Annotated in this window: 24 protein-coding genes; 13 read left to right on the top strand and 11 right to left on the bottom strand. The window is 70.1% G+C overall.

Annotation, left to right across the window (positions count from 1 at the left end; translation table 11 throughout):
* Positions 1-36: 36 nt before the first annotated feature.
* A complete protein-coding gene (locus F9B98_RS12090; protein ID WP_150957693.1) occupies positions 37-582 on the top strand; it encodes an MOSC domain-containing protein in 546 nt (181 codons plus the stop codon).
* Positions 583-838: 256 nt separating this feature from the next.
* Here the strand turns inward: F9B98_RS12090 and fbaA are convergent, their stop codons facing one another.
* Positions 839-1,867: a class II fructose-bisphosphate aldolase gene (gene fbaA, locus F9B98_RS12085; RefSeq protein ID WP_150957691.1), complete on the bottom strand. Its 1,029-nt coding sequence runs from the start codon at positions 1,865-1,867 to the stop codon at positions 839-841.
* A gap of 177 nt (positions 1,868-2,044) precedes the next feature.
* Here fbaA and glpX point away from each other — a divergent pair, with 177 nt between their 5' ends.
* Both glpX and F9B98_RS12075 read left to right on the top strand, forming a co-directional pair.
* The gene (gene glpX, locus F9B98_RS12080; RefSeq protein ID WP_150957689.1) at positions 2,045-3,034 is read left to right on the top strand and encodes a class II fructose-bisphosphatase; all 990 of its coding nucleotides are present in this window, start codon (positions 2,045-2,047) and stop codon (positions 3,032-3,034) included.
* A 204-nt stretch (positions 3,035-3,238) separates the two neighbouring features.
* Complete coding sequence (locus F9B98_RS12075) at positions 3,239-3,448, top strand: UDP-N-acetylmuramyl pentapeptide phosphotransferase (protein ID WP_150957687.1); 210 nt, start codon at positions 3,239-3,241, stop codon at positions 3,446-3,448.
* A gap of 33 nt (positions 3,449-3,481) precedes the next feature.
* On the opposite strand, the gene F9B98_RS12070 is transcribed toward F9B98_RS12075, so the two are convergent.
* Together F9B98_RS12070 and F9B98_RS12065 are read right to left on the bottom strand one after the other, a co-directional pair.
* The gene (locus F9B98_RS12070) at positions 3,482-4,816 is read right to left on the bottom strand and encodes a DNA recombination protein RmuC (RefSeq protein ID WP_150957858.1); all 1,335 of its coding nucleotides are present in this window, start codon (positions 4,814-4,816) and stop codon (positions 3,482-3,484) included.
* A gap of 54 nt (positions 4,817-4,870) precedes the next feature.
* The gene (locus tag F9B98_RS12065; RefSeq protein ID WP_150957856.1) at positions 4,871-5,464 is read right to left on the bottom strand and encodes a 3'-5' exonuclease; all 594 of its coding nucleotides are present in this window, start codon (positions 5,462-5,464) and stop codon (positions 4,871-4,873) included.
* A 109-nt stretch (positions 5,465-5,573) separates the two neighbouring features.
* Between F9B98_RS12065 and F9B98_RS12060 the strand changes: the two genes are divergently transcribed.
* The 5 genes from F9B98_RS12060 to F9B98_RS12040 all read left to right on the top strand — a co-directional run bounded on the left by F9B98_RS12060 (position 5,574) and on the right by F9B98_RS12040 (position 9,194).
* Complete coding sequence (locus F9B98_RS12060; RefSeq protein WP_150957685.1) at positions 5,574-6,323, top strand: class I SAM-dependent methyltransferase; 750 nt, start codon at positions 5,574-5,576, stop codon at positions 6,321-6,323.
* A gap of 40 nt (positions 6,324-6,363) precedes the next feature.
* Positions 6,364-7,437, top strand: a complete 1,074-nt coding sequence (ychF, locus tag F9B98_RS12055; RefSeq protein WP_150957684.1) for a redox-regulated ATPase YchF — start codon at positions 6,364-6,366, stop codon at positions 7,435-7,437.
* Positions 7,438-7,488: 51 nt separating this feature from the next.
* The gene (locus tag F9B98_RS12050) at positions 7,489-7,827 is read left to right on the top strand and encodes a hypothetical protein (RefSeq protein WP_150957682.1); all 339 of its coding nucleotides are present in this window, start codon (positions 7,489-7,491) and stop codon (positions 7,825-7,827) included.
* Between the two features lie 102 nt (positions 7,828-7,929).
* On the top strand, positions 7,930-8,349 hold the full coding sequence (locus F9B98_RS12045; RefSeq protein ID WP_150957680.1) for a hypothetical protein: 420 nt from the start codon (positions 7,930-7,932) through the stop codon (positions 8,347-8,349).
* 23 nt (positions 8,350-8,372) lie between these two features.
* Positions 8,373-9,194 carry a hypothetical protein gene (locus tag F9B98_RS12040; protein ID WP_150957678.1) on the top strand — a complete coding sequence of 274 codons (822 nt, stop codon included), beginning with the start codon at positions 8,373-8,375 and terminating at the stop codon, positions 9,192-9,194.
* A gap of 170 nt (positions 9,195-9,364) precedes the next feature.
* Here F9B98_RS12040 and F9B98_RS12035 read toward each other — a convergent pair whose 3' ends face one another.
* The 5 genes from F9B98_RS12035 to F9B98_RS12015 all read right to left on the bottom strand — a co-directional run bounded on the left by F9B98_RS12035 (position 9,365) and on the right by F9B98_RS12015 (position 12,980).
* Positions 9,365-9,631, bottom strand: coding sequence for a Txe/YoeB family addiction module toxin (locus F9B98_RS12035; protein WP_150957676.1), 267 nt, complete (start codon positions 9,629-9,631; stop codon positions 9,365-9,367).
* A complete protein-coding gene (locus F9B98_RS12030) occupies positions 9,628-9,876 on the bottom strand; it encodes a type II toxin-antitoxin system Phd/YefM family antitoxin (protein ID WP_150957673.1) in 249 nt (82 codons plus the stop codon). Before F9B98_RS12030 ends, F9B98_RS12035 begins: the two co-directional genes overlap by 4 nt.
* A 41-nt stretch (positions 9,877-9,917) precedes the next feature.
* Positions 9,918-10,856, bottom strand: coding sequence for an ADP-ribosylglycohydrolase family protein (locus tag F9B98_RS12025; RefSeq protein WP_150957671.1), 939 nt, complete (start codon positions 10,854-10,856; stop codon positions 9,918-9,920).
* A gap of 25 nt (positions 10,857-10,881) precedes the next feature.
* Positions 10,882-11,550, bottom strand: a complete 669-nt coding sequence (locus F9B98_RS12020; protein WP_150957668.1) for a hypothetical protein — start codon at positions 11,548-11,550, stop codon at positions 10,882-10,884.
* A 122-nt stretch (positions 11,551-11,672) separates the two neighbouring features.
* Positions 11,673-12,980 carry a D-alanyl-D-alanine carboxypeptidase gene (locus F9B98_RS12015; RefSeq protein WP_225310321.1) on the bottom strand — a complete coding sequence of 436 codons (1,308 nt, stop codon included), beginning with the start codon at positions 12,978-12,980 and terminating at the stop codon, positions 11,673-11,675.
* A 152-nt stretch (positions 12,981-13,132) separates the two neighbouring features.
* On the opposite strand from F9B98_RS12015, the gene F9B98_RS12010 reads away from it, so the two are divergent.
* The gene (locus F9B98_RS12010; RefSeq protein WP_136585266.1) at positions 13,133-13,303 is read left to right on the top strand and encodes a CsbD family protein; all 171 of its coding nucleotides are present in this window, start codon (positions 13,133-13,135) and stop codon (positions 13,301-13,303) included.
* 116 nt (positions 13,304-13,419) lie between these two features.
* Entirely contained in the window at positions 13,420-14,388 is a 969-nt protein-coding gene (locus tag F9B98_RS12005; protein WP_150957666.1) for an aldose 1-epimerase family protein, read from the top strand.
* A gap of 64 nt (positions 14,389-14,452) precedes the next feature.
* Here F9B98_RS12005 and F9B98_RS12000 read toward each other — a convergent pair whose 3' ends face one another.
* Positions 14,453-14,863: a glucose-6-phosphate dehydrogenase gene (locus F9B98_RS12000; protein WP_150957664.1), complete on the bottom strand. Its 411-nt coding sequence runs from the start codon at positions 14,861-14,863 to the stop codon at positions 14,453-14,455.
* Between the two features lie 171 nt (positions 14,864-15,034).
* Here F9B98_RS12000 and F9B98_RS11995 point away from each other — a divergent pair, with 171 nt between their 5' ends.
* Entirely contained in the window at positions 15,035-16,477 is a 1,443-nt protein-coding gene (locus tag F9B98_RS11995) for a flotillin family protein (RefSeq protein WP_150957662.1), read from the top strand.
* A 12-nt stretch (positions 16,478-16,489) separates the two neighbouring features.
* Complete coding sequence (locus tag F9B98_RS11990) at positions 16,490-17,320, top strand: DNA-formamidopyrimidine glycosylase family protein (protein WP_150957660.1); 831 nt, start codon at positions 16,490-16,492, stop codon at positions 17,318-17,320.
* 114 nt (positions 17,321-17,434) lie between these two features.
* Here F9B98_RS11990 and F9B98_RS11985 read toward each other — a convergent pair whose 3' ends face one another.
* Positions 17,435-17,983 (bottom strand): type 1 glutamine amidotransferase domain-containing protein, encoded by a 549-nt coding sequence (locus F9B98_RS11985; RefSeq protein WP_150957658.1) that lies wholly within the window; start codon positions 17,981-17,983, stop codon positions 17,435-17,437.
* 140 nt (positions 17,984-18,123) lie between these two features.
* Here F9B98_RS11985 and F9B98_RS15960 point away from each other — a divergent pair, with 140 nt between their 5' ends.
* The gene (locus F9B98_RS15960; RefSeq protein ID WP_191966809.1) at positions 18,124-18,264 is read left to right on the top strand and encodes a hypothetical protein; all 141 of its coding nucleotides are present in this window, start codon (positions 18,124-18,126) and stop codon (positions 18,262-18,264) included.
* A gap of 141 nt (positions 18,265-18,405) precedes the next feature.
* On the opposite strand, the gene F9B98_RS11980 is transcribed toward F9B98_RS15960, so the two are convergent.
* Positions 18,406-19,899 carry an MDR family MFS transporter gene (locus tag F9B98_RS11980; RefSeq protein ID WP_150957656.1) on the bottom strand — a complete coding sequence of 498 codons (1,494 nt, stop codon included), beginning with the start codon at positions 19,897-19,899 and terminating at the stop codon, positions 18,406-18,408.
* Between the last annotated feature and the right edge of the window lie 69 nt (positions 19,900-19,968).

Here is a 19,968-nt window from a genome sequence, read left to right as displayed (position 1 = left end):
CCCCCGTGCCGAGGGAGGACGCTCTAGCATCGACGCATGCCTCACCTCGTCGCTGTCTGCGCCGTCCACAGCCTGCACCCGGACGCCGGGTCGGTCGGGGTGACGGCGATCGACAAACGTGCCCTCGAGGGGAGCGTGCGCGTCGGCACGCTCGGCATCCGTTCCGACGTCCAGGCGAGCCGCAAGCACCACGGTGGGCCCGATCAGGCGGTCTACGCCTACGCCGCCGAGGATGCGGCGTTCTGGGAGTCGGAGCTCGGTCGCGAGCTGCACCCCGGGTGGTTCGGCGAGAACCTGCGGGTCGAGGGTCTCGACGTCAACGGCGCGCGCATCGGCGAGGTCTGGCGCATCGGCGACACCGTCGAGGTCGAGGTCACCTCGCCGCGCACGCCCTGCGCGACGTTCGCTCGCTGGGTCGGCGGGTCGGCGGCCCGGGGGTGGGTCAAGCGCTTCTCCGACGAGGGGCGCCTGGGCGCTTACCTGCGCGTCCGCCGTGCCGGCGAGATTCGAGCGGGGGATGCCATCGAGGTGCTGTCCTCGCCCGCGGGGGCGCCGACGGTGCTCGAGATGTACCGCGCCTGAGGCGGGCGTTCGGCCCTGCCGGGGTTTGTGCGGCGGGTGGCCTGTGGGGCGGCCGCCTGTAGGGCGGGTGGTCTGTGGCGCGGGCGTAGGCGTGTACCCAACGGCGGCGCGTTCGCCCGACGCGCCGGTTGCGGTGGCGGGGGCGCGGCGTGTCGCCGGGCGGGCCCGCCGTTGTGCTCGCGGTGGCTCGGGTTCTGGCATCCGGAAACGACGAACGCCCCGGCCGGAGCCGAGGCGTTCGCGGGATGACGCGGTGTCAGTTCTTGGACTGGCCGTACGAGCCGAGCTGCTTGGTGGCCTCGACCACGCGGACGGCCATGGCCGACTCGGCGACCTTGCCCCAGGCGCGGGGGTCGTACTGCTTCTTGTTGCCGACCTCGCCGTCGAGCTTGAGCACGCCCTCGTAGTTCGAGAACATGTAGCCCGCGATCGAGCGCGTGAAGGCGTACTGGGTGTCGGTGTCGATGTTCATCTTCACGACACCGTTGGCGACCGCGAGGGCGATCTCCTCGTCGGTGGAGCCGCTGCCGCCGTGGAAGACGAGGTCGAGGGGCTTGGGGCCGGTGCCGAACTTGGCGGCGATGCCCTCCTGGATCTCGCCGAGCAGCTCGGGGCGGAGCTTGACACCACCGGGCTTGTACACGCCGTGCACGTTGCCGAAGGTGAGGGCCGAGATGTAGCGGCCGTTCTCGCCGAGGCCGAGGCGCTCGACAGCCTTGGTCACGTCGGCGACCGTCGTGTACAGCGCCTCGTTCGAACCCTCGTGCTGAACGCCATCTTCTTCGCCGCCGACGACTCCGACCTCGATCTCGAGGATGGCGTTGATGTTCTTCATGCGGGGGAGGAGCTCCGCCGCGATGTCGATGTTCTCGTCGAGGGGAACGGCCGAGCCGTCCCACATGTGCGACTGGAAGATCGGGTTGCGGCCGGCCTTGACCTCTTCTTCGGAGGCCTCGAGCAGCGGGAGGACGAAGCCGGGCAGGGCGTCCTTCGGGCAGTGGTCGGTGTGCAGGGCGACCGCGATGGGGTAGTTCTTCGCGACCTCGGTCACGTACTTGGCGAAGGCGAGGGCGCCGGTGGCGCGGGCCTTGACGGTGTGACCGGCGAAGTAGTCGGCACCACCGGTGGTGACCTGGAGGATGCCGTCGGAGCCGGCCTCGGTCAGGCCCTGGAGCACCGAGTTGATGGTCTGCGAGCTCGAGACGTTGATCGCGGGGTACGCGAAGCCGCCGGCCTTCGCGCGGTCCAGCATGTCGGCGTACTGCTCAGGGGAAGCGACGGGCATGGAGGTGCTCCTTGGTGTTGTCGGGACACCGTCACTCTAGCGAAGCCGCCGGATCGTGACGGCGTGGGCGCGGCAGGAACCGGGCGGTTCTGCTGATCCGTTAAGAACGTCGATTCCTTCGCTGCACGTCCGGTCAAATCTCGCGATTGTCCACGGTTCGCTGGATACAGTGGCCCCATGGTGAGCCTGACTGCCGACATGAGCCCTCTGCACCCCGACCGCAACCTGGCGCTCGAGCTGGTGAGAGCGACCGAAGCGGCATCCATCCGCGCCGTCCCCTTCATCGGTCGGGGCGACAAGGAGGCCGCCGACGGGGCGGCCGTCGACGCGATGCGCGCGTTCTTCAGCACTGTCAACTTCGACGGCACGATCGTCATCGGCGAGGGCGAGAAGGACAACGCGCCCATGCTCTACAACGGGGAGCGCGTCGGCAGCGGCCGCGGACCCCAGTGCGACGTGGCCGTCGACCCTATCGACGGGACCTCGCTGACGGCCGCCGGTCGACAGAACGCGCTCTCGGTCATCGCCGTTTCGGACCAGGGCACCATGCTCGACGCCTCGAGCGTCTTCTACATGGACAAGCTCGTCACCGGCCCCGCGGGTGTGGGCGTCGTCGACATCCGCCTGCCCATCGCCGAGAACATCCGCCTGCTGGCGAAGGCGCTGGGAAAGCCGGTCGATGAGATCGTCGTGTCGGTGCTGAACCGTCCGCGCCACGAGAAACTCATCGCCGACATCCGTGAGGCCGGTGCGGGCACCCGCCTCATGAGCGACGGCGACGTCGCCGGCGGTATCAACGCCGCTCGTCACAACGCCCGCACCGACATGTGCGTCGGCATCGGCGGGAGCCCCGAGGGCATCGTGACCGCGTGCGCGATCAAGGCGTTGGGCGGTCACATCCAGGGCGTGCTCGCCCCGCGCACCGACGACGAGAAGGAGAAGGGTCGGGATGCCGGCCTCGACGTCGACGGCCAGGTCTACGAGGCCGATGGCCTGGTGAAGGGCAAGAACACGATCTTTGTGGCCACGGGCGTCACCGACGGCCAGCTCGTGCAGGGCGTGCGCCGCGACGGCGACTTCATCTACACCGAGAGTGTGGTGCTCCGGGGTGCGTCGGGAACGCTCCGCCGCATCTCGTCGGAGCACCTGACCTCGAAGTGGCTGTGACGCCGGGGCGCTGAGCGCTTCCGCTTCGGCGCTGTGTGCGCTGTCGCTCGCGTGCCGCGACGCGCGGTCGAGGCCCGGATGCGCAGATACAGCCGGGCGTGTCGTGACGCAAGCGTGACCGGTGTCTCAGGGGGCGTCTGGCAGAATCTCTAGGAGTGTCAACGGCGACGCTGTGTTCTTCCGAGACCCGAAGGGGGATCGTCCATGGCAGCTCCGACGAACCAGGCCGCACCTCAGACAGGTGCACAGGCGGTCATCGCCAGCGCAGTCGACCCTGCGCGCCGCCCCGACGTGCTTCTCCGCGTCCGGCGTGACGAGGGCCACGAGGTCAGCGCGTGGTGGATGGTGGGCGCCTTCGTCGGTGTCTCCGCGGCCGTGGTGAGCCTGCTGAGCTGGGTCCCCGGCGGGGCCTGAGCCTCGCGGGCGCGTCACGACCGGGCCCTTTCCTCAAGAACCCTCCTCGAAAAGCCCCGCTCGCTGGCGGATCGCGCCGAGGTCGGCCCGCGTGGTGGGGTCGCCGTCGTCGCCGACCGGTGGGAGAGCATTCTCGCCATGCCCCTCGCGAGGCGCGATCATCTCGGGTGCCGTCCAGCGGCGGGGGGTCGCCTCGAGGGCCACGGGCGCGGCGACCGCGTCGAGCTTCGTCTCGTCGATCCCCGGGAACTTGCGTGCCGTGACGAGCACGCGCGACTCCAGAGAGCCGGCGAAGCGATTGTAGCTGTCGACCGTCCTTTCGATGGCACGACGAAGGTCGTTGGCGTGCTCGGCCAGCTTGCCGACACGTTCGTAGAGCTCGGTGCCGAGCGCGAAGAGCGTGCGCGCCTCATCGGAGACGTCTTGCTGCGTCCAGGTGAACGCGACAGTTTTGAGCACGGCCCACAGGTTGACCGGGGAAGCGAGGGCGACGCGACGGGTGAAGGCGTAGTCGAGCAGAGTGGGGTCTTCGTCGAGGGCCGAGGCGAGCAGCGACTCGCTCGGCAGGAAGCACACGACGAACTCCGGGCTCGTGGTCAGACCCGCCCAGTACGCCTTCTTCGCGAGGGCGTCGACGTGTGCCCGCACGGCGCGAGCGTGCTTGGTCAGAAGGGCGGAGCGACGGGCGCCCTCGTCGCCGTGCGCCGTCACCGGGATGGCGCTGGCCTGCAGGTACGCGTCGAGGGGGACCTTGGCATCCACCGCCAGAGACTTTCCACCGGGGAGGCGCACCACCATGTCGGGGCGCCCGGCTCCCGCGTCGCTCGAGATCGCCGCCTGCAGGTCGAAGTCGACGTAGCGCGTGAGCCCGGCGGCCTCGACGACCCGGCGAAGCTGCGTCTCTCCCCAGACGCCCCGCGTGGTCCCGGAGCGCATGGCCGAGGCGAGCGATTCGGTGGTCGCGCGCAGTGCCTCGTCGGCCTCGCGCGACAGGCGTAGCTGCTCGCCGAGGGCGGTGTACTGCTCGACCCGATCGCGTTCGAGGCCGTCGACCTTGCGCTGCATGGTGTCGAGCGTCTCGCGCACCGGGTCGAGAGCGCGGAGGACCGTCTGCTCGCGCCGCTCGCGCTCTTCGCGTGCCGCCTGGTCGGCTCGTGACTGGGCCACGAGCTCTCGGTACAACGTGACCTGGTGTTCGAGCTGCGCCTGAACGCCCGCCCGCGCCGTCTCTGCCGCGGCCACCCGCGCACCGAGGGCGTGCTGCTCGGCGGCGGCACGGGCAGCACTACGCGACGAACCCACGAACCACCCGCCGGCGACGCCGACGGCGAGGGCGATGATCACGAGGAGGAGGGCGATGGCATCCATGGGGTCAGCTTGCACCAGACCTCCGACATCGGCGGAAAGACGGGCCGGTGGAGCTCAGGCGACCGCGCGCTCGACGGGTTCTGCGGCGATCTGCGAGACGCGCACGCCCAGGTGCGCGGCGAGGGCATGCACGTCGTCGACACCCGCGCGGCGCGCGCAGTCGATCGTGATCTCGGCGCAGGCCACGGCGTCGGCGAGGGCATCGTGGTGCGCGAAGGGCGAGCAGCCCGCTTCGGCGGCGACCAGCGGCAGGCGGTACGAGTCGAGCGTGTACGTCTTGCGCGACATCTGCACGCTGCACATGTAGCGGTAGGGCGGGCATTCGTCGCCGGTGGCGGCGCACGCGCGGCGCAGGACCGACATGTCGAAGCCCGCGTTATGCGCGACGAGCACGTCGGCGCCGGCGAAGGCGGTGAGGCGCTCGAGCTGCGCCGACCAGCCCAGCGCGTTCGCGACATCGGACGGTTGGATGCCGTGGATACCCACGTTGATGGGAGCGAAGTGGTCGTGACCGGCCGGCGGTTTGATCAGCCAGGCCGCCGTCGCGACCACGCGGCCGTTGCGCACCCGGGCGAGACCCACCGCGCACGCGGACGCACCGCTGGAGTTCGCCGTTTCGAAGTCGATCGCGGTGAAATCCAGAGCCACATCTCCACCCTCACCCGCGCTCCCGTGGGGACGAAGAGGCGCGCCGGGGTCGGCGGCATCCGGTCCGCCGACGGATGCCATGTCGGAGGGGCGGCGTAGGGTCGGGGGCATGACCGATCGCGAGAAGTCGACCTCGTTCGGGCAGGCGGCCTCCGCCTATGAGTCCGGGCGTCCGGGGTATCCCGCCGAGGCCGTGGCGTGGCTGCTCGAACCCGTGCGCGAGCCCGGTCGCGCGCTGCGCGTCGCCGATGTCGGCGCAGGCACCGGCAAGCTCACGCGGGCCGTCGTCGAACTCGGCGCCGACGTGGTGGCGGTCGATCCGGATGCCGACATGCTCGCGACCCTGCGAGAGAACGCGCGCGGTGTGCCCACGTTCGTCGGCACGGCCGAGAATCTGCCGCTGCCGGATTCCGGCCTGGACGCCGTCGTGATGGGGCAGGCCTGGCACTGGGTCGACGTCGAGCCGGCATCCCTCGAAACCGCCCGCGTGCTGCGGAGCGGGGGAGTGCTCGGGCTCGTCTGGAACATCCGCGACGACCGTGTCGATTGGGTGCGACGGCTCACCGAGGCAATGGGTGGCTCCAACGCCGAGGTGCTTCTCGCCACGACCGGACCACGCGTGGCGGAGCCGTACGAGGGGCTGGAGCACCGCGAGTGGTCGTGGGAGCGGCAGATCACCCTGCCGCAGTTGCGCGACCTCGTCGTCTCGCGCAGCGACATCATCACGGCCAGCCCCGACAAGCGCGCGGGTATCGAGGCCGCGGTCGACGGGGTCGTGGCATCCGTTCCCGAACTCGCCGACGGAGGCTCGGTCGCCCTGCCGTACGTGACCCACGCGTTCCGCGCGCGGCGGCCGTGACGCGGGTGAGCGGGCTCCGGGCCGGGTAACCTGGACTCCCGTGGCTCTTACCATCGGAATCGTCGGCCTTCCCAACGTCGGAAAGTCGACCCTCTTCAACGCTCTGACCAAGAACTCGGTGCTCGCGGCGAACTACCCGTTCGCCACCATCGAGCCCAACGTCGGGGTCGTGAACCTGCCCGATGTGCGCCTGCAGAAGCTCGCCGACGTGTTCGGCAGCGAGCGGCTCGTGCCCGCTGCGGTGTCGTTCGTCGACATCGCCGGCATCGTCCGCGGGGCGAGCGAGGGCGAGGGCCTCGGCAACCAGTTCCTCGCGAACATCCGAGAAGCGGATGCCATCGCCCAGGTCGTCCGCGGATTCGCCGACGACGACGTGGTCCACGTCGACGGTTCGGTCAACCCGGCCAACGACATGGAGACCATCAATGCCGAGCTGCAGCTCGCCGACCTCCAGACGCTCGAGAAGGCGATCACTCGCTACGAGAAGGAGGTCAAGGGCAAGAAGCTCGACCCCTCGGTGCTCGACGCCGCCAAGGCCGCGCAGGACGCCCTTCTGCGCGGCGTGCTGCTCTCGGCATCCGGAATCGACCTCTCGCCCATCCGCGAGCTGGGGCTGCTCACCGCCAAGCCCTTCATCTTCGTCTTCAACGTGGATGAGGCCGTGCTCACGGATCAGGCGCGCAAGGACGAGCTCGCCGCGCTCGTCGCCCCCGCGAAGGCCGTGTTCCTCGACGCGAAGATCGAGTCGGAGCTGATCGACCTCGACCCCGAGGACGCGGCCGAGTTGCTCGCATCGACCGGCCAGGACGAGTCGGGTCTCGACCAGCTCGCCCGCATCGGGTTCGACACGCTGGGCCTGCAGACCTACCTCACGGCCGGTCCGAAGGAAGCGCGCGCCTGGACGATCCCGCAGGGTGCCAAGGCGCCGCAGGCGGCCGGTGTCATCCACACCGACTTCGAAAAGGGCTTCATCAAGGCCGAGGTCATCTCGTTCGACGACCTCGTCGAGCTAGGGTCGGTCGCCGAGGCCCGCGCGAAGGGCAAGGCCCGCCTCGAGGGCAAGGATTACGTCATGCAGGACGGCGACGTGGTGGAGTTCCGCTTCAACAACTGAGCGGCATTCGCCCCGGTCGACGCGGCGGGGCCCGGGGATAGTCTCGACGCCATGGCGCAGATCCCCCCTCCTCGTCGTGTGATCCGGCTCTTCCCGGACTACACGCGTGACTGGCCGCTCTGGGAGAACTCGACGCCCACCTGGGATGTCGGATACACGACGACCCCCGAGATGTACGGTCTCTCAGAGGCGCTGACGCGGGAGATCGCCGAGTGGAACACGTTGTGGGAGTCGCAGTTCGACCCGTTCGACGGGTGGAAGAGCGATGCCGCTCGCGAAGCCTGGGGTGAGGCGGGCGCGGGGATCGCGAAGCGCTTGCAGCAGGAGGTCGCCGCATTCGCCGACGTGCACTACGAGCCGTGGCCGCTCGGAAGCGAGCATCAGGGGTGAACGGGGGAGCCGAGCGCATAGGACATTGGATCTCGGACGATGGTGGGGCGTCGACTCTGGTTCGCTACGACCTGCTGAACTACGAGTGAAGGGCGACAGGTGATGGACGCGGATGGCCAGCCTCGGATCTACGAGCCCGCCGATACGTCATTGCGTTCCTACCACCGCGCGGTCTGGACGCTCTCGGTCGACGGCGAGCCGCACGGCCATCTCGCCTGCGTCGTCCTCGAAATGGCGTGGCCGCGACGGGCTCCGTGGTTGTGGTTCCTGGTCGTTTGGCCCGACGGACAGAAGGAACTTCCCTTCGAGGACTACGGGCCGGGGTGGTACACCCTCCGTGAGATCGACGCCGGCTTTCTCGACTACCACTTGCCGAGTGTGACGGTGGGGCAGCGCTTCCTGTGGCGCCGCGCATCCGCGAACAAGCATGGCGCTCCGCGAAGGTTCGAGCTCGAGAAACTGGCCGGGGAGGTCGTGGCGCGTCGCTGGGACGAGCTCGGGCTGAGGGATGAGGACTTCTGAGGCGCCCCGCTAGGGTCGGGCGAGTGACCACCCCCGAACCCACCCGCATCGACGACCTCGCCTCCTTCGCCGCGGCGAACGGCTGGAGCTATCAGCCCACCGCGGAGCCCCCCGCGCTCTCGGGCGACATGTGGGAGTACGCCACGGCGGGCAACGTCCAGGACCGCATCGCCGGACCGGACTGGGAGGTCGGCCGGATCGTCGGCGGGGCGCGCACGGCCGAGAACGTTCGCCAGAGCGGGATCGTCACGATTCGCACGAGCGTCTCGGTGAACATGCCGGTGAAGAACATCAACCTCGGCTACCTGGCGATCCGGTTGCCCCGGCATCTGCCGCATTTCGTGCTCGATGCGCGGAGCAACAACGGCATCCTGTCGTCTCTTCAGCATCAGCCTCGGCGGAATCAGCGACTCTTGCTCGAGGGGGACTTCGACACGCATTTCCACCTCTTCGCGCCGAAAGGGTACGAGCGCGACGCCCTGTACGTCTTCACGCCCGATCTGATGGCGCTGCTCATCGATGAGACGGGCGACCTCGACGTGGAGGTGCGCGACGACATGCTGATCGTCTACCGCCCGGGCGGCTTCGACCTGCACGACCCCGCGGTGTGGGAGCGTTTCGCGCGAATCCGGGACACTGTGGGCGCGAAGGCGTGGACGCAGACCGACGGATACAGCGATGACCGCGCGGTGCCCGGACTCTCGGCATCCGTCGGTCCGGAGGGGCGTCGGCTCAAGCGCAGCCTGCCGCGGTGGGTGTGGATCGGGATCGCGATCGCCCCGGCCGCCCTGATCGTGCCGGTGGGGATCTTGATCACGGTGTTCAGCGTGGTGACCTCGCTCTGACGCTCACATTCCGTGCGGGGCGGGCATCCGCAAGCACCGTGTCGTCGGCGCAGGAGGTTTGTTGGCCCGATCCTCGTGGTTCGGGGGCTAGGAGCCGTCCCGGTGGGTTCGCGCGTGATTGGACCCTGCCGAACACCGTATACAGCGCTCTCCCGGGGGAGGGACGCTCTTCAGTAGTGGTATCGCGCCTGCAGGATCGTGACGCGCGTGCCGTCTGCAACGTAGACCAACCGATTCGCTTCGTCGATCCTGCGCGACCACGCGCCCGCCAGTGCATGCTTCAGGGGTTCTGGCTTGCCGATCCCCTCAAAGGGATCGTCGCGTAGGACATCGGCGATCAGCTGGTTGACCCGGCGCAGGGTCCTCCGGTCCTGTGTCTGCCAGTAGACGTAGTCTTCCCAGGCCTGCCGCGTCCAGGCGAGCGTGCGATCCGTCACGGTTCGACGAGATCGTGTTCCTCGACGTCTCCGGCGCGGGCGCTCTCGAGTCCGTCGAGCAGTCGGCGAGCGTTCTCGGGGGAGCGAAGCAGGTAGCTGGTCTCGACCAGAGAGTCGTACTCGTCTTTGGACATCAGGACGGCGGAACCGCGCTTCGACGTGATCTCGATTTCAGAGTGGTCGAGGTTGACGCGTTCGATCAATCCGAAGAGGTCGCGCCGTGCTTCGCTCGTCGTGATGGCCATGGTTCCTCCTGAGTGGTACGAGAAATGGTACCACTCAGGAGTCAGGCCCCCACGGCCACCCGCGCCCGGCGCGCGAGCTCGGCGCCGTCGATGCCCGGCCAACCGTGCAAGCCCTCAGCGTGGGAGGAGGGCAGTGCCTCGGCGCCCCACAGCGCTCCCGCGAGCGAGCCGGCGATGGCCGCGACCGTGTCGGTGTCGTTGCCGCCGCGGACGGCCCGCTCGATCGCGTCGAGCGGAGTCGCCGCCCCGGAGACGGCGGCGAGGGCACCCTGGAACGCCCGGACGATCCACCCGTTCGCCTGTTCGAAGTCGCGGGGATGCCGGCCCTCGGTCGCCTCGATCAGATCGGCCCAGCGATCCCGGCGCTCGGCGGGCACGAGGTCGAGCTGCGCGCGCATGTCGAGTTCTCCGGTCAGGATGCCGTGGCGGATCGCCCCGCACCACAGCGCGCACGCGTCGAGATTGTCGTCCTCCCAGTGGGTGAGGCGGGCGACGGCCCCGGCGGCCGCGGCGAGCTCCTCCCGCGGGCGGTCGAGGTAGCCGAGGGCGACGGGGCCCGTGCGCATGAGGGAGCCGTTGCCTCCGCTGCGACCGGACGCGCCGTGCACGGCGCGGGATGCCGCGGTGATGGCATCCATTCGTCCCTCGGCGGGGATGCGGGACAGCACGTGGCGGGTCTGGGCTCCGACGTCGAGGGCGTCGCGCGCCCACTCCTGCCAGCGGTGGACGATGGTCTCGAGCGACGACGGGTCTTCGAGCCGGTGCCCGGCGGCGAGTTCGTCGAGGATCGGAACGGCCATGCTCGTGTCGTCGGTCCACTCGCGCTCGCCGTGGCCGAAATGCCCGCGGCCGAAGGCGGGAACGACGTCGTCGGCGAGGGCCGGGCCGAATTCGTACGCGGAGCCGAGGGCGTCGCCCGCGGCCGAGACGAGGACGACGCCGACGGCGCGATCGATGCGGGCGGGGGAGAGGGCGGTCATGACGCCAGCCTAGGAGGGCGCCCGGTCAGATATCGCTGTAGTCGTTCCCGGGCAGGATGATCTGCGTGACGGAGTCGCCCTCGAGGACGAGCATCACGTACTCGCGGCCGACCTCGCCCGGGCGCTGGAGCGACTGCGTGCCCGGGGCGTCGCGGGTGTCGAGGCGCAGCTCGGTGGCGTCGAAACCCTCGGTGGCGCCCGCGGCGACGGCCTCGGCGCGGGTGGAGCCGACACCGATGCCCCCGCTGGTGACGACGGGGTGACCGGCGACGGTGGGCGCGGTCACGCGCAGGGAGGCACCGCGGGTCGACCCGTCGTTCGGCACGGTCAGCGTGAGCCCGGGCCACTCGAGGGCGGTGAGGTCGAGGGTGCCGCCGTAGGGGCCTTCGACCGGCGACTGCGTGGGTGCCGTGCCCAGGGCCGCCGTCCACGCCTCGACCGCGCCGATCGAGTACGCCAGCGACGAGCCGGCCGCGATCGAGGCGCCGCCGAGCTGCACGATGAGCACCGCATCGCTCGCCGGGGCGCTGGTGTCGGCGGTGGGGGTCACCGTCGGCGTCGGCTTGACGGTCGGCGTGAACGTCGGCGTGGCGGCGTCCGTCGTGGTCGGTGCGGCTATCGGCTCCGGAGCGCAGGCGCTGAGCCCGAGCGCGGCCAGCACCGCGACCGTGAGAATCGAAGTGGTCCGCCGCATTCTTCGACGCTACCGCCGCGGCGGTTCGCCGACAACGCGCCGAGGACGCGGACGTTCGACGAGACCGCGGGCTCTCGGCGTCCCCTCGATGCGTCCTCGACGAACGGGTGCGTTCTCGGCGCTCAGTCCAGCTCGCCCGGGTGGGTCAGGCGCCACCACAGGGTCGGCTCCTCGATCGCTCCTGCGATCTTCACGCTCGACGACGTCGTCTTCGGCCCCGCGGTCCAGGTCACCGAGCCGACGACCTCGCCGTCGGCGTAGTTCTGGGGCGTGGTGGTCTTCAGGTCCACCGTGACGGGGGTGTCGGACCACGTGCGCAGCTTCGTGGTCTGCGCCAGCACGAGGGATGCGCTCGACCCCCACGGCGTCGAGATCGTGCCGATCGTGTCGCCGACGGTGCCGAGCGGGATGTCGTGGAAGCCGTCGCTGAGGCTCTGCAGGAGCTTGCGGACGTCGGCGTCGGTGCTGTCGTGGGTCTCGCCGCCGAGGCGCACCCCGGTGATCTGCAGGGGAGCGCCGATTCCCACGTCGAGCGACGAGGTGAAGAGCAGGTTGAACGAGCCGTCGCCGAGGTTCCCGGTCTTCAGCCCGGTGATCCCGAGCGTGCCGAGCAGGTCGTTGGTGTTGGTGACGAATCCGGGGCCGTTTATCTGCGCCGATTTGGTGCCGGCGATCTGGGCGATGACGGGGTTCGCCTCCGCGATCTTCGCCAGCGTCAGCAGATCGCTCGGCGTGCTGGAGTTGCGGGAGTCGATGCCCGTGGCATCCACGATGCGGGTGTCGTTGAGACCGTTCTTGCTCAGCCACGACCGCGCCGCCGACACGTACGCCCCCTCTGAGCCGAAGCCCCACCGGGCGATCGCCACGGCGTAATTGGCGGCCGAGGGCAGGAGCATCGTCGTCAGCGAGTCGTGCAGCGACAGCTTCAGACCGTCGGGCATCCGCGCGATCACCGCGCCCTGCACGTAGAACTGGTCGTAGAGGTCGGTGTCGGCCTCGGTGTACGAGATGGTCGGGCCCGGGTCGGTGGGACCGTCGAGCGGGTGCGCATCGAGCACGACGAGCGCCGTGATGAGCTTCGAGATGCTCGCGAGCGAGCGCGCATCGTTCCCGCCCACGGCCGCGAAGGACTGGGCCGCGTCGGGGCCGAGATAATCGGCGCCTCCCTCGACGCGCAGCAGCATCTCTCCGCCGGAGGGGAGGGCGAGGGATGCCGGCGCCCCGGCGTTCGCGACCGGAGTCTTCGAGGTGACGGTCGGGGCGGGCAGCGGGGCGGCCGAGGCCCACCACACGTAGCCCCCGCTCCCGCCGAGCACGACGAGCGTGACGATGAGGAAGACAATGAGCGCGATGCGCCCGGCCCGACCGCTCGGTCGCGGTTCGCCGGGAGCCTCCTCGAGGAGATCGCCGAAATCGGCGAGGGTGCTCACGAGAGTTCTCCGGGGATGCCCACGTGTCGAACCTAATCCGTCCGCTGCCTCACGACGACCTGAATTTCAAGCCCCCCTTTCCGCTCAGGGTCGTCGACTTACCGTGTACGCACATCGGGAATTACCCGAGGACCACACGGGAGGAGCCGACTATGGGACTCGACGACAAGATCAAGAACGCCGCGGAGAACATCGCTGGCAAGGCGAAGGAAGCCGCAGGCAAGGCGACGAACAACGAGCGCCTCGAGGCCGAAGGTCAGGCCGACCAGACCAAGGCCCACGCCAAGCAGGCCGGCGAGAACGTCAAGGACGCCTTCAAGTAAGTCGCCCTCCCCGGAATGCCTCGACCCCTCGGTGGGTCGGGGCATTTCGTCTGTTCGGATGAAACCCGTCGAGCGGGATGCCGGGGAGGCGGCGCCGCGGCCGGAATAATGGCGTCATGACCGCTGCCGTTCCCACCGAGACCCCCACCGTGGTCTCGGGTACCCCCGTCGTCCTGCGCGCCCACGGCTACGAAGCCGCGATCGCGAGCGTCGGCGCCTCGCTCCGCTCCCTGACGCACGAGGGCCGCGACCTCGTCGTCCCCTTCGACGCCGACGAACTGCGTCCCGCCTACCGCGGGACGACCCTCGCCCCGTGGCCGAATCGCGTGGTCGACGGCATCCACCACTTCGACGGACGCGAGCACCAGCTGCCGCTGACCGAGCCGAACCGCGGTCACGCGCTGCACGGTCTGCTCTCGTGGGTCGACTGGAACGTGCTCGAGGCCTCCGACGACGCCGTCACGCTCACCGCGACCGTCACCGCGCAGGCCGGATACCCCTGGTGGCTGGTCGTGTCGACCACGTACCGCCTCGGGGTCGACGGCCTCACGCAGATTGTGCGCGCGACCAACCTGTCCGACACCCCGGCGCCGTGGGGCACCGGACCCCACCCGTACCTGGTCGCCGGCCCCGCGACGCTGGACGAGTGGACCCTCGGTCTCCCCGCCGACACCGTGCTCGAGGTCACCCCGGACCGGCTGTCGCCGGTGGCGCTGGCATCCGTCACCTCCGACGCGGAGCGCTTCGACTACCGCGCCGAGCGCGTGCTGGGCGCCGTCGAGATCGACCACGCCTTCACGGGATTGATCCGGGATGCCGACGGCCGCGCGACCGTGACCGTCACCGACCCGTCGGGCACGGGGGTGGCGATGAGCTGGGCCGGGGAGTGCGCCTGGGTGCAGATCCACACCGCCGACCTGCCGGACGGACCCGGGACGCCCGGGCACCGCGCGGGGCTCGCGGTGGAGCCGATGACCTGCGCCCCCGACGCGTTCAACGACGACGCCTACGACTTCGACACCGGCGTCATCTCGCTCGACCCCGGCGCCTCGCACGAGGCGGCCTGGACGATCTCGGCACGCTGACGCCCCCGAACACCAGAACCGCCCCGGAGCGATCCGGGGCGGTTCTGTTCGTCGGGGCGGCCGGTCAGACGACCTGGGCGCCGCACATTCCGCAGTCGCCGCCCGCCGAGACCTCGACGAAGCAGTCGGGGCACATCGCGCGGGTGGGGCGATCGGTGATCGGGGTCGGCTTCAGGCTCGGGGCGCGACGCTCTTTCGGCGCGGACGCGGCGCGGGCCCGGCGAGCCTCGATGGTCGGGGCGGGCGGCGGCGGGGGAGCGGCCGGCTTGTGCACCTCGCAGTAGAAGCGGACGAAGCCGCCGTGGTGCTTGGGGTGGCGGTGCTTGACCGCCCACAGCTCGGTGCGCTCGTACAGCGGACCGTCGGTGCCGCAGGCGACGCAGCGGGTGGCTTCGCCCGGAACGACCTCGGACACGAGCACGGGAGCATCGAAGCGGATGGCATCTCGCCAGTCCTGCGACGAAACGATCTTCATGGGGGACCCTTCTGGGGCGGTTCGGGCCGCCCACCTTCAACGGTACGCTCCTGGCCGCCCCGAAGGGGACGCAATCGTGCGCCGAGGGGGTGGACACCGCCCGAGGGCCCCCGGATAGGTTGGAAGGAATTCCCCCGTATCGCGGTCTGCGGTACCCGTCGAAGGAGAAGTATGGAACTCGCCGCTCTCGGAGCCGTCGGCGTCATCGCCGCCATCGCCGTGGTGATCGCGATCGTCGTGGTGATCGTGCTCAGCCTGATCATCCGCGGGTGGTACCGCGTCGCGAAGGCCGACGAAGCGCTGGTCATCGTCGGAAAGCGGCAGAAGAGCGCCGATGGCGAATCGTCCCGCATCACGGTGATCACCGGGGGCGGAGCGATCGTCAACCCGCTCACCCAGCGCGGAGAGATGATCTCGCTGCGCGCTCGCCAGATCAAGATGGAGCCGACCGCGCAGTCGTCGAACGGCGTGACCGTGAACGTCAGCGGTGTCGCGCTGGTGAAGATCGGATCCGATCCCGAATCGGTGCGCCGAGCGGCCGAGCGCTTCGCCTCGCAGGACAAGGCGATCGAGCAGTTCACCACCGAGCAGCTCGAGGGTGCGCTGCGCGGTGTCGTCGCGACGCTGACGGTCGAGGAGCTCATGCGCGACCGCCAGCGCCTGTCGGACCAGATCGCCGAGGGCATCAAGGCCGACCTGTCGTCGCAGGGCCTCATCCTCGACTCGTTCCAGATCCAGGGCGTCACCGACACCAACGGCTACATCTCCGCTCTGGGCGCCACCGAGGTGGAGCGCGTCAAGCGCGAGGCCGAGGTCGCCCGCATCAACGCCGTTCGCGAGATCCGCGCCCGCCAGATCGCCACCGACGAGGCGAACCTGATCGAGCAGACGAAGCTCGACAAGAACAGCGCCGCGGCCAAGGCCGAGGTCGGTCGCGCCAACGCCGAGGCCGAGCAGGCCGAGGCTCTGACCCGCGCCGAGCGTCGCCAGGCCGTTCTGCAGCAGGAGGCGCAGAACACGCAGGCGCGCCTGGAGTCCGAGGTCTCGCGCGTCGCCGACGCCGACCTGTATCAGCGTCAGAAGGACGCCGATGCCGAGGCCTACGCGCAGATCAAGGCGGCCCAGGCCCGTGCCGAGATCGCCGAGCAGGAAGCCGCTGCCGTGCGCGTGCGCGCCGAGGCCGACGCGCAGGCCGTGCGCCTGGCCGGTGAGGCCCGCGCCGAGGCGATCCGCGCCGAGGCCGAGGCCCTGTCGCACAACCAGGAGGCGCTGCTCGCGCAGCGCGCGCTCGAGGCGCTCGTGCCGATGATGGCCGAGTTCGCCAAGGGCTACGACCGCGTCGGCAACATCACGGTGCTCGGCGGCGAGGGCGCGAGCGGTCACCTCGCGGCGGAGTCGGCCACGGGCCTGCGCTCGTCGTTCGAGGCCGTGCGTGCGGCGACCGGCATCGACCTGACCCAGATCATCCAGGGACGTGTCGTGGCCGACGCCTTCGCCGGCGCCCAACAGTCGGGCGAGGCCGCGTCGACCCGCTCGTACGCGGCGCCGACCACGCCCCCGGCGGCGACCACGCCCCCGGCGTCGGCTACGCCCCCGGCGTCGACGGAGTCCTGAGAGCGGTGGCCCGTGCCTGAGGCACCCGAGGTCGAGGCGCTCGCGCTGTTCCTGCGCGAGTGCCTCATCGGTCGCGAGGTCACAGGCGTCGAGCTCGTCGAGGGGCGGGCGCTCAAGACCCGCACGCGTCCGCTCGACGAGATCGTGGGCCGGACGGTGACGGCCGTCACGCGCTACGGCAAGCACATCGACGTCGACCTCGAGGGCGTGCACCTGGGTCTCGGCTTCGGCCGGGCGGGGTGGGCGACGTGGGACGCCCCGACCACGGACGACGACGCCTCCCCGGGTGCGGCCGTGATCGCGCGGATCGCGTTCGAGCAGGGCATCCTGGGCATCACCGATGCCGGCGAATGGCTCTCGGTGCAGCTGCACGTCGTCGATGCGGCCGACGAGGTGCCCGCGGTTGCGAAACTGGGCCCGGATGCCGCCGACCCCGGCTACTCGCGCGAGATGCTCGCCGAGGCGCTCGGGCGTCGGCGCAAGCAGCTGAAGGCGTTGCTGCAAGAGCAGGAGACCCTCGCGGGGATCGGGAACGCGTACTCGGACGAGATCCTCTTCGCCGCGCGCCTGTCGCCGATGGCGCACGCGGCGGCGCTGAGCGACGACGACGTCACGCGCCTCCACCACGCGCTGCACGACACCCTGACGGCCGCGGTGATCGCGCGGCGCGGCGTGCCGATCGCGGAGCAGAAGGCGGCGAAGGTCGCATCGATGCGCGTGCACGGACGCACGGGGGAGCCGTGCCCCGACTGCCGCGGCGTGATCGAGGACATCCCCGGCACGAAGGGCGGCGGGCAGTGGTGCCCGTCGTGCCAGACGCTGCCCGGCGCCCAACCCGCGTGAGGGGTCGAAAAGTGTCGCCTACGTCGGCGCTCGGCGACACCTTTCGACCCCTCACGCACCGGGGACGACGAAAGGGCCCCGCACCGGAGTGCGGGGCCCCATCGTGAGGAACGCTCAGGCGGTCTGACCGGAGTGCTTTCCCTCGGCGACCTCTTCGATGAGCTTGGCGTTGAACGCGGGCAGATCGTCGGGGTTGCGGCTCGAAACGAGGCCCTGGTCGACGTGCACCTCTTCGTCGACCCACGTCGCACCCGCGTTGCGCAGGTCGGTCTGCAGCGTCGGGTAGCTGGTGAGGGTGCGGCCCTTCAGCACGTCGGCCTCGGTGAGGATCCATCCGCCGTGGCAGATGACGGCGACCGGCTTGTGCTGGTCGAAGAAGTCGCGGGCGAACGACACGGCGTCCTTGACGATGCGGATGTCGTCGGCGTTCTGGACGCCGCCGGGGAGCACGAGGGCGTCGAAGTCGCCCGCCGAGGCGCTCGAGACGGAGAGGTCGACCTTCTGCTCGTGACCCTTCTCGCCGGTGATGCTGCCGTCGCTCGGCGAGACCAGAACGGCCTCGGCGCCGGCGGAGGTCACGGCATCCCACGGGCTGGTGAGCTCGGAGTCCTCGAAGCCGTCGGTGAGCAGGAATGCGATGCGCTTGCCGCTGAGATCGGTCATGGAAAGCCCTTCTTTCTCGATCGGGGTGTTTCCACGCTAGGAAGGCGCAGCGACCGCGGGACGGGGGTTGCGGATACCGCGGCACGGCGTTAGCGAGGGTGCCGGCCCTCGCGCTCGCGCGCAGGCGTAGCATGGAGCGCATGTCCGGTGACACCACGTCTGACACGACCCCCGCGTCCAAGCCGCTGATCGCGCTGCTCGACGCCCCCGCTGTCGAGAACGAGAACGACCAGAAGCCGTCCGCGTCGCAGTGCTGCGGCGGCGGTTCCTGCTCCCTCTGATTCACGCCGTCGCCCGTCTGCGCGCGGCGCCGCAGGTGACGCAGAGGTGTCGAAGCCGCCGTGACGCCTGCTCACCCCTCCGGGGTCGGAGCCGCCGTCGCCCGCAGAACCGGCGAGCGGCAGCCCCGCCCGGGACGGCGGTCAGTGCGCGACGGCGGGCAGGTCGGCCTCTTCGGTCTCGGCCGGCTTACGGACGAAGCACGCGAGCACGACCGCTGCGGTGGCGATGACCGCTCCGACCAGGAACGACGCGTGCACGCCTGACGCGACGGCGGCGGTCTGATCGGCACCGCCGGCCAGAGCAGCGCTGGAGAACACGGTCATGATCGCCACGAAACCGGCCGTGCCCGCTGCGCCGGCCACCTGCTGGGCGGTGCCCACCACCGCACTGCCGTGCGAGTACAACCGGCGGGGGAGCGAGCCGAGCGCGGAGGTCATCAGCGGCGTGAAGACGAGACCCAGCCCGAGGTTGAGGGCGAGGTAAACCGTCACGATCCACCAGATGGGCGTGTCCTGACCGAAGGTCAGCGCCATCGTCCACAGCACCGCGGCCGCGATGAGCATCCCGGGGATGACGAGCGGGGTCGGTCCGAAGCGGTCGAAGAGGCGGCCGACGATCGGCGCCATGACGCCCATGAGCACGCCACCGGGAAGCAGCATGAGACCCACCGTGAGACTGCTCAGGCCGAGTGCCTGCTGAAGGAAGATCGGCAGCAGGATGAGCGAGCCGAAGAGCGCCGCCATCACGATCGCGACCATGGGCACCGCGAGACGGAACGACGAGCTCTGGAACACGCGGAGGTCGAGCAGGGCCGAGTCCGACCGCTGCAGACGGAGCTGACGGATGACGAACACGGTGACGAAGACCGCGCCGACCGCGAGAGGAATCCACACCGGAACGGAGGAGTGGCCGGATGCCGATTCGCCGATGGCGCTGAGGCCGTAGACGAGTCCGCCGAAGCCGATCGCCGACAGGACCACGGAGAGAACGTCGAATCGTGCGTCGGGGCGGGTCTGAGTGACGTTGCGGACCCAGCGCGCTCCGAGCGCGATGGCCACGAGCGCGATCGGCAGGATGAGCCAGAAGATGGCGTGCCAGGTGAGAGCCGACAGGATGAGGCCGGACACCGTCGGACCCACCGCGGGTGCGACGGCGATGACGATGGTGACGACGCCCATCACGCGGCCGCGCTTGTTGGCGGGGACGAGGTTCAACACGGTGGTGAACAACAGGGGCATCATCACGCCCGTGCCCATCGCCTGGATGATGCGACCCGCGAGCAGGACGCCGAAGAGGGGCGCGATCGCGGCCACGAGCGTGCCCACCGCGAACACCCCCATCGCGCTGAAGAACACGACGCGGATGGGGAAGCGCTCGAGCAGGAAGCCGGTCAGGGGGATCACGACGGCCATCGTCAACAGGAACGCCGAGGTGAGCCACTGTCCGGTGGCGGCGCTCACGCCGAAGTCGGCCATGATCGCCGGGAGCGCCACCGACATGGTGGTCTCGTTGAGGATGACGACGAACGCGGCGACGACGAGCAGGGCGATGACGGGGCCGGTGCGGGGCGACGACGCCGCGGGCGTGGAGGCGGTATGCGGTCGGGAGACGGGAACGGTGCCGGTGGCGGCCATGACGAGGTCCTTTTCGTGCGGGGGGCTTCGTGGCGCCACGGAGGGCGACTGCGTGGGTCGGAACGGAAA

This window comes from Microbacterium testaceum StLB037 (assembly GCF_008763945.1).
Classification (GTDB): Bacteria; Actinomycetota; Actinomycetes; order Actinomycetales; family Microbacteriaceae; genus Microbacterium; species Microbacterium testaceum_G.
Note: the sequence above shows the minus strand (reverse complement) of the source record. Positions and strands in the feature narration are given on the sequence as shown.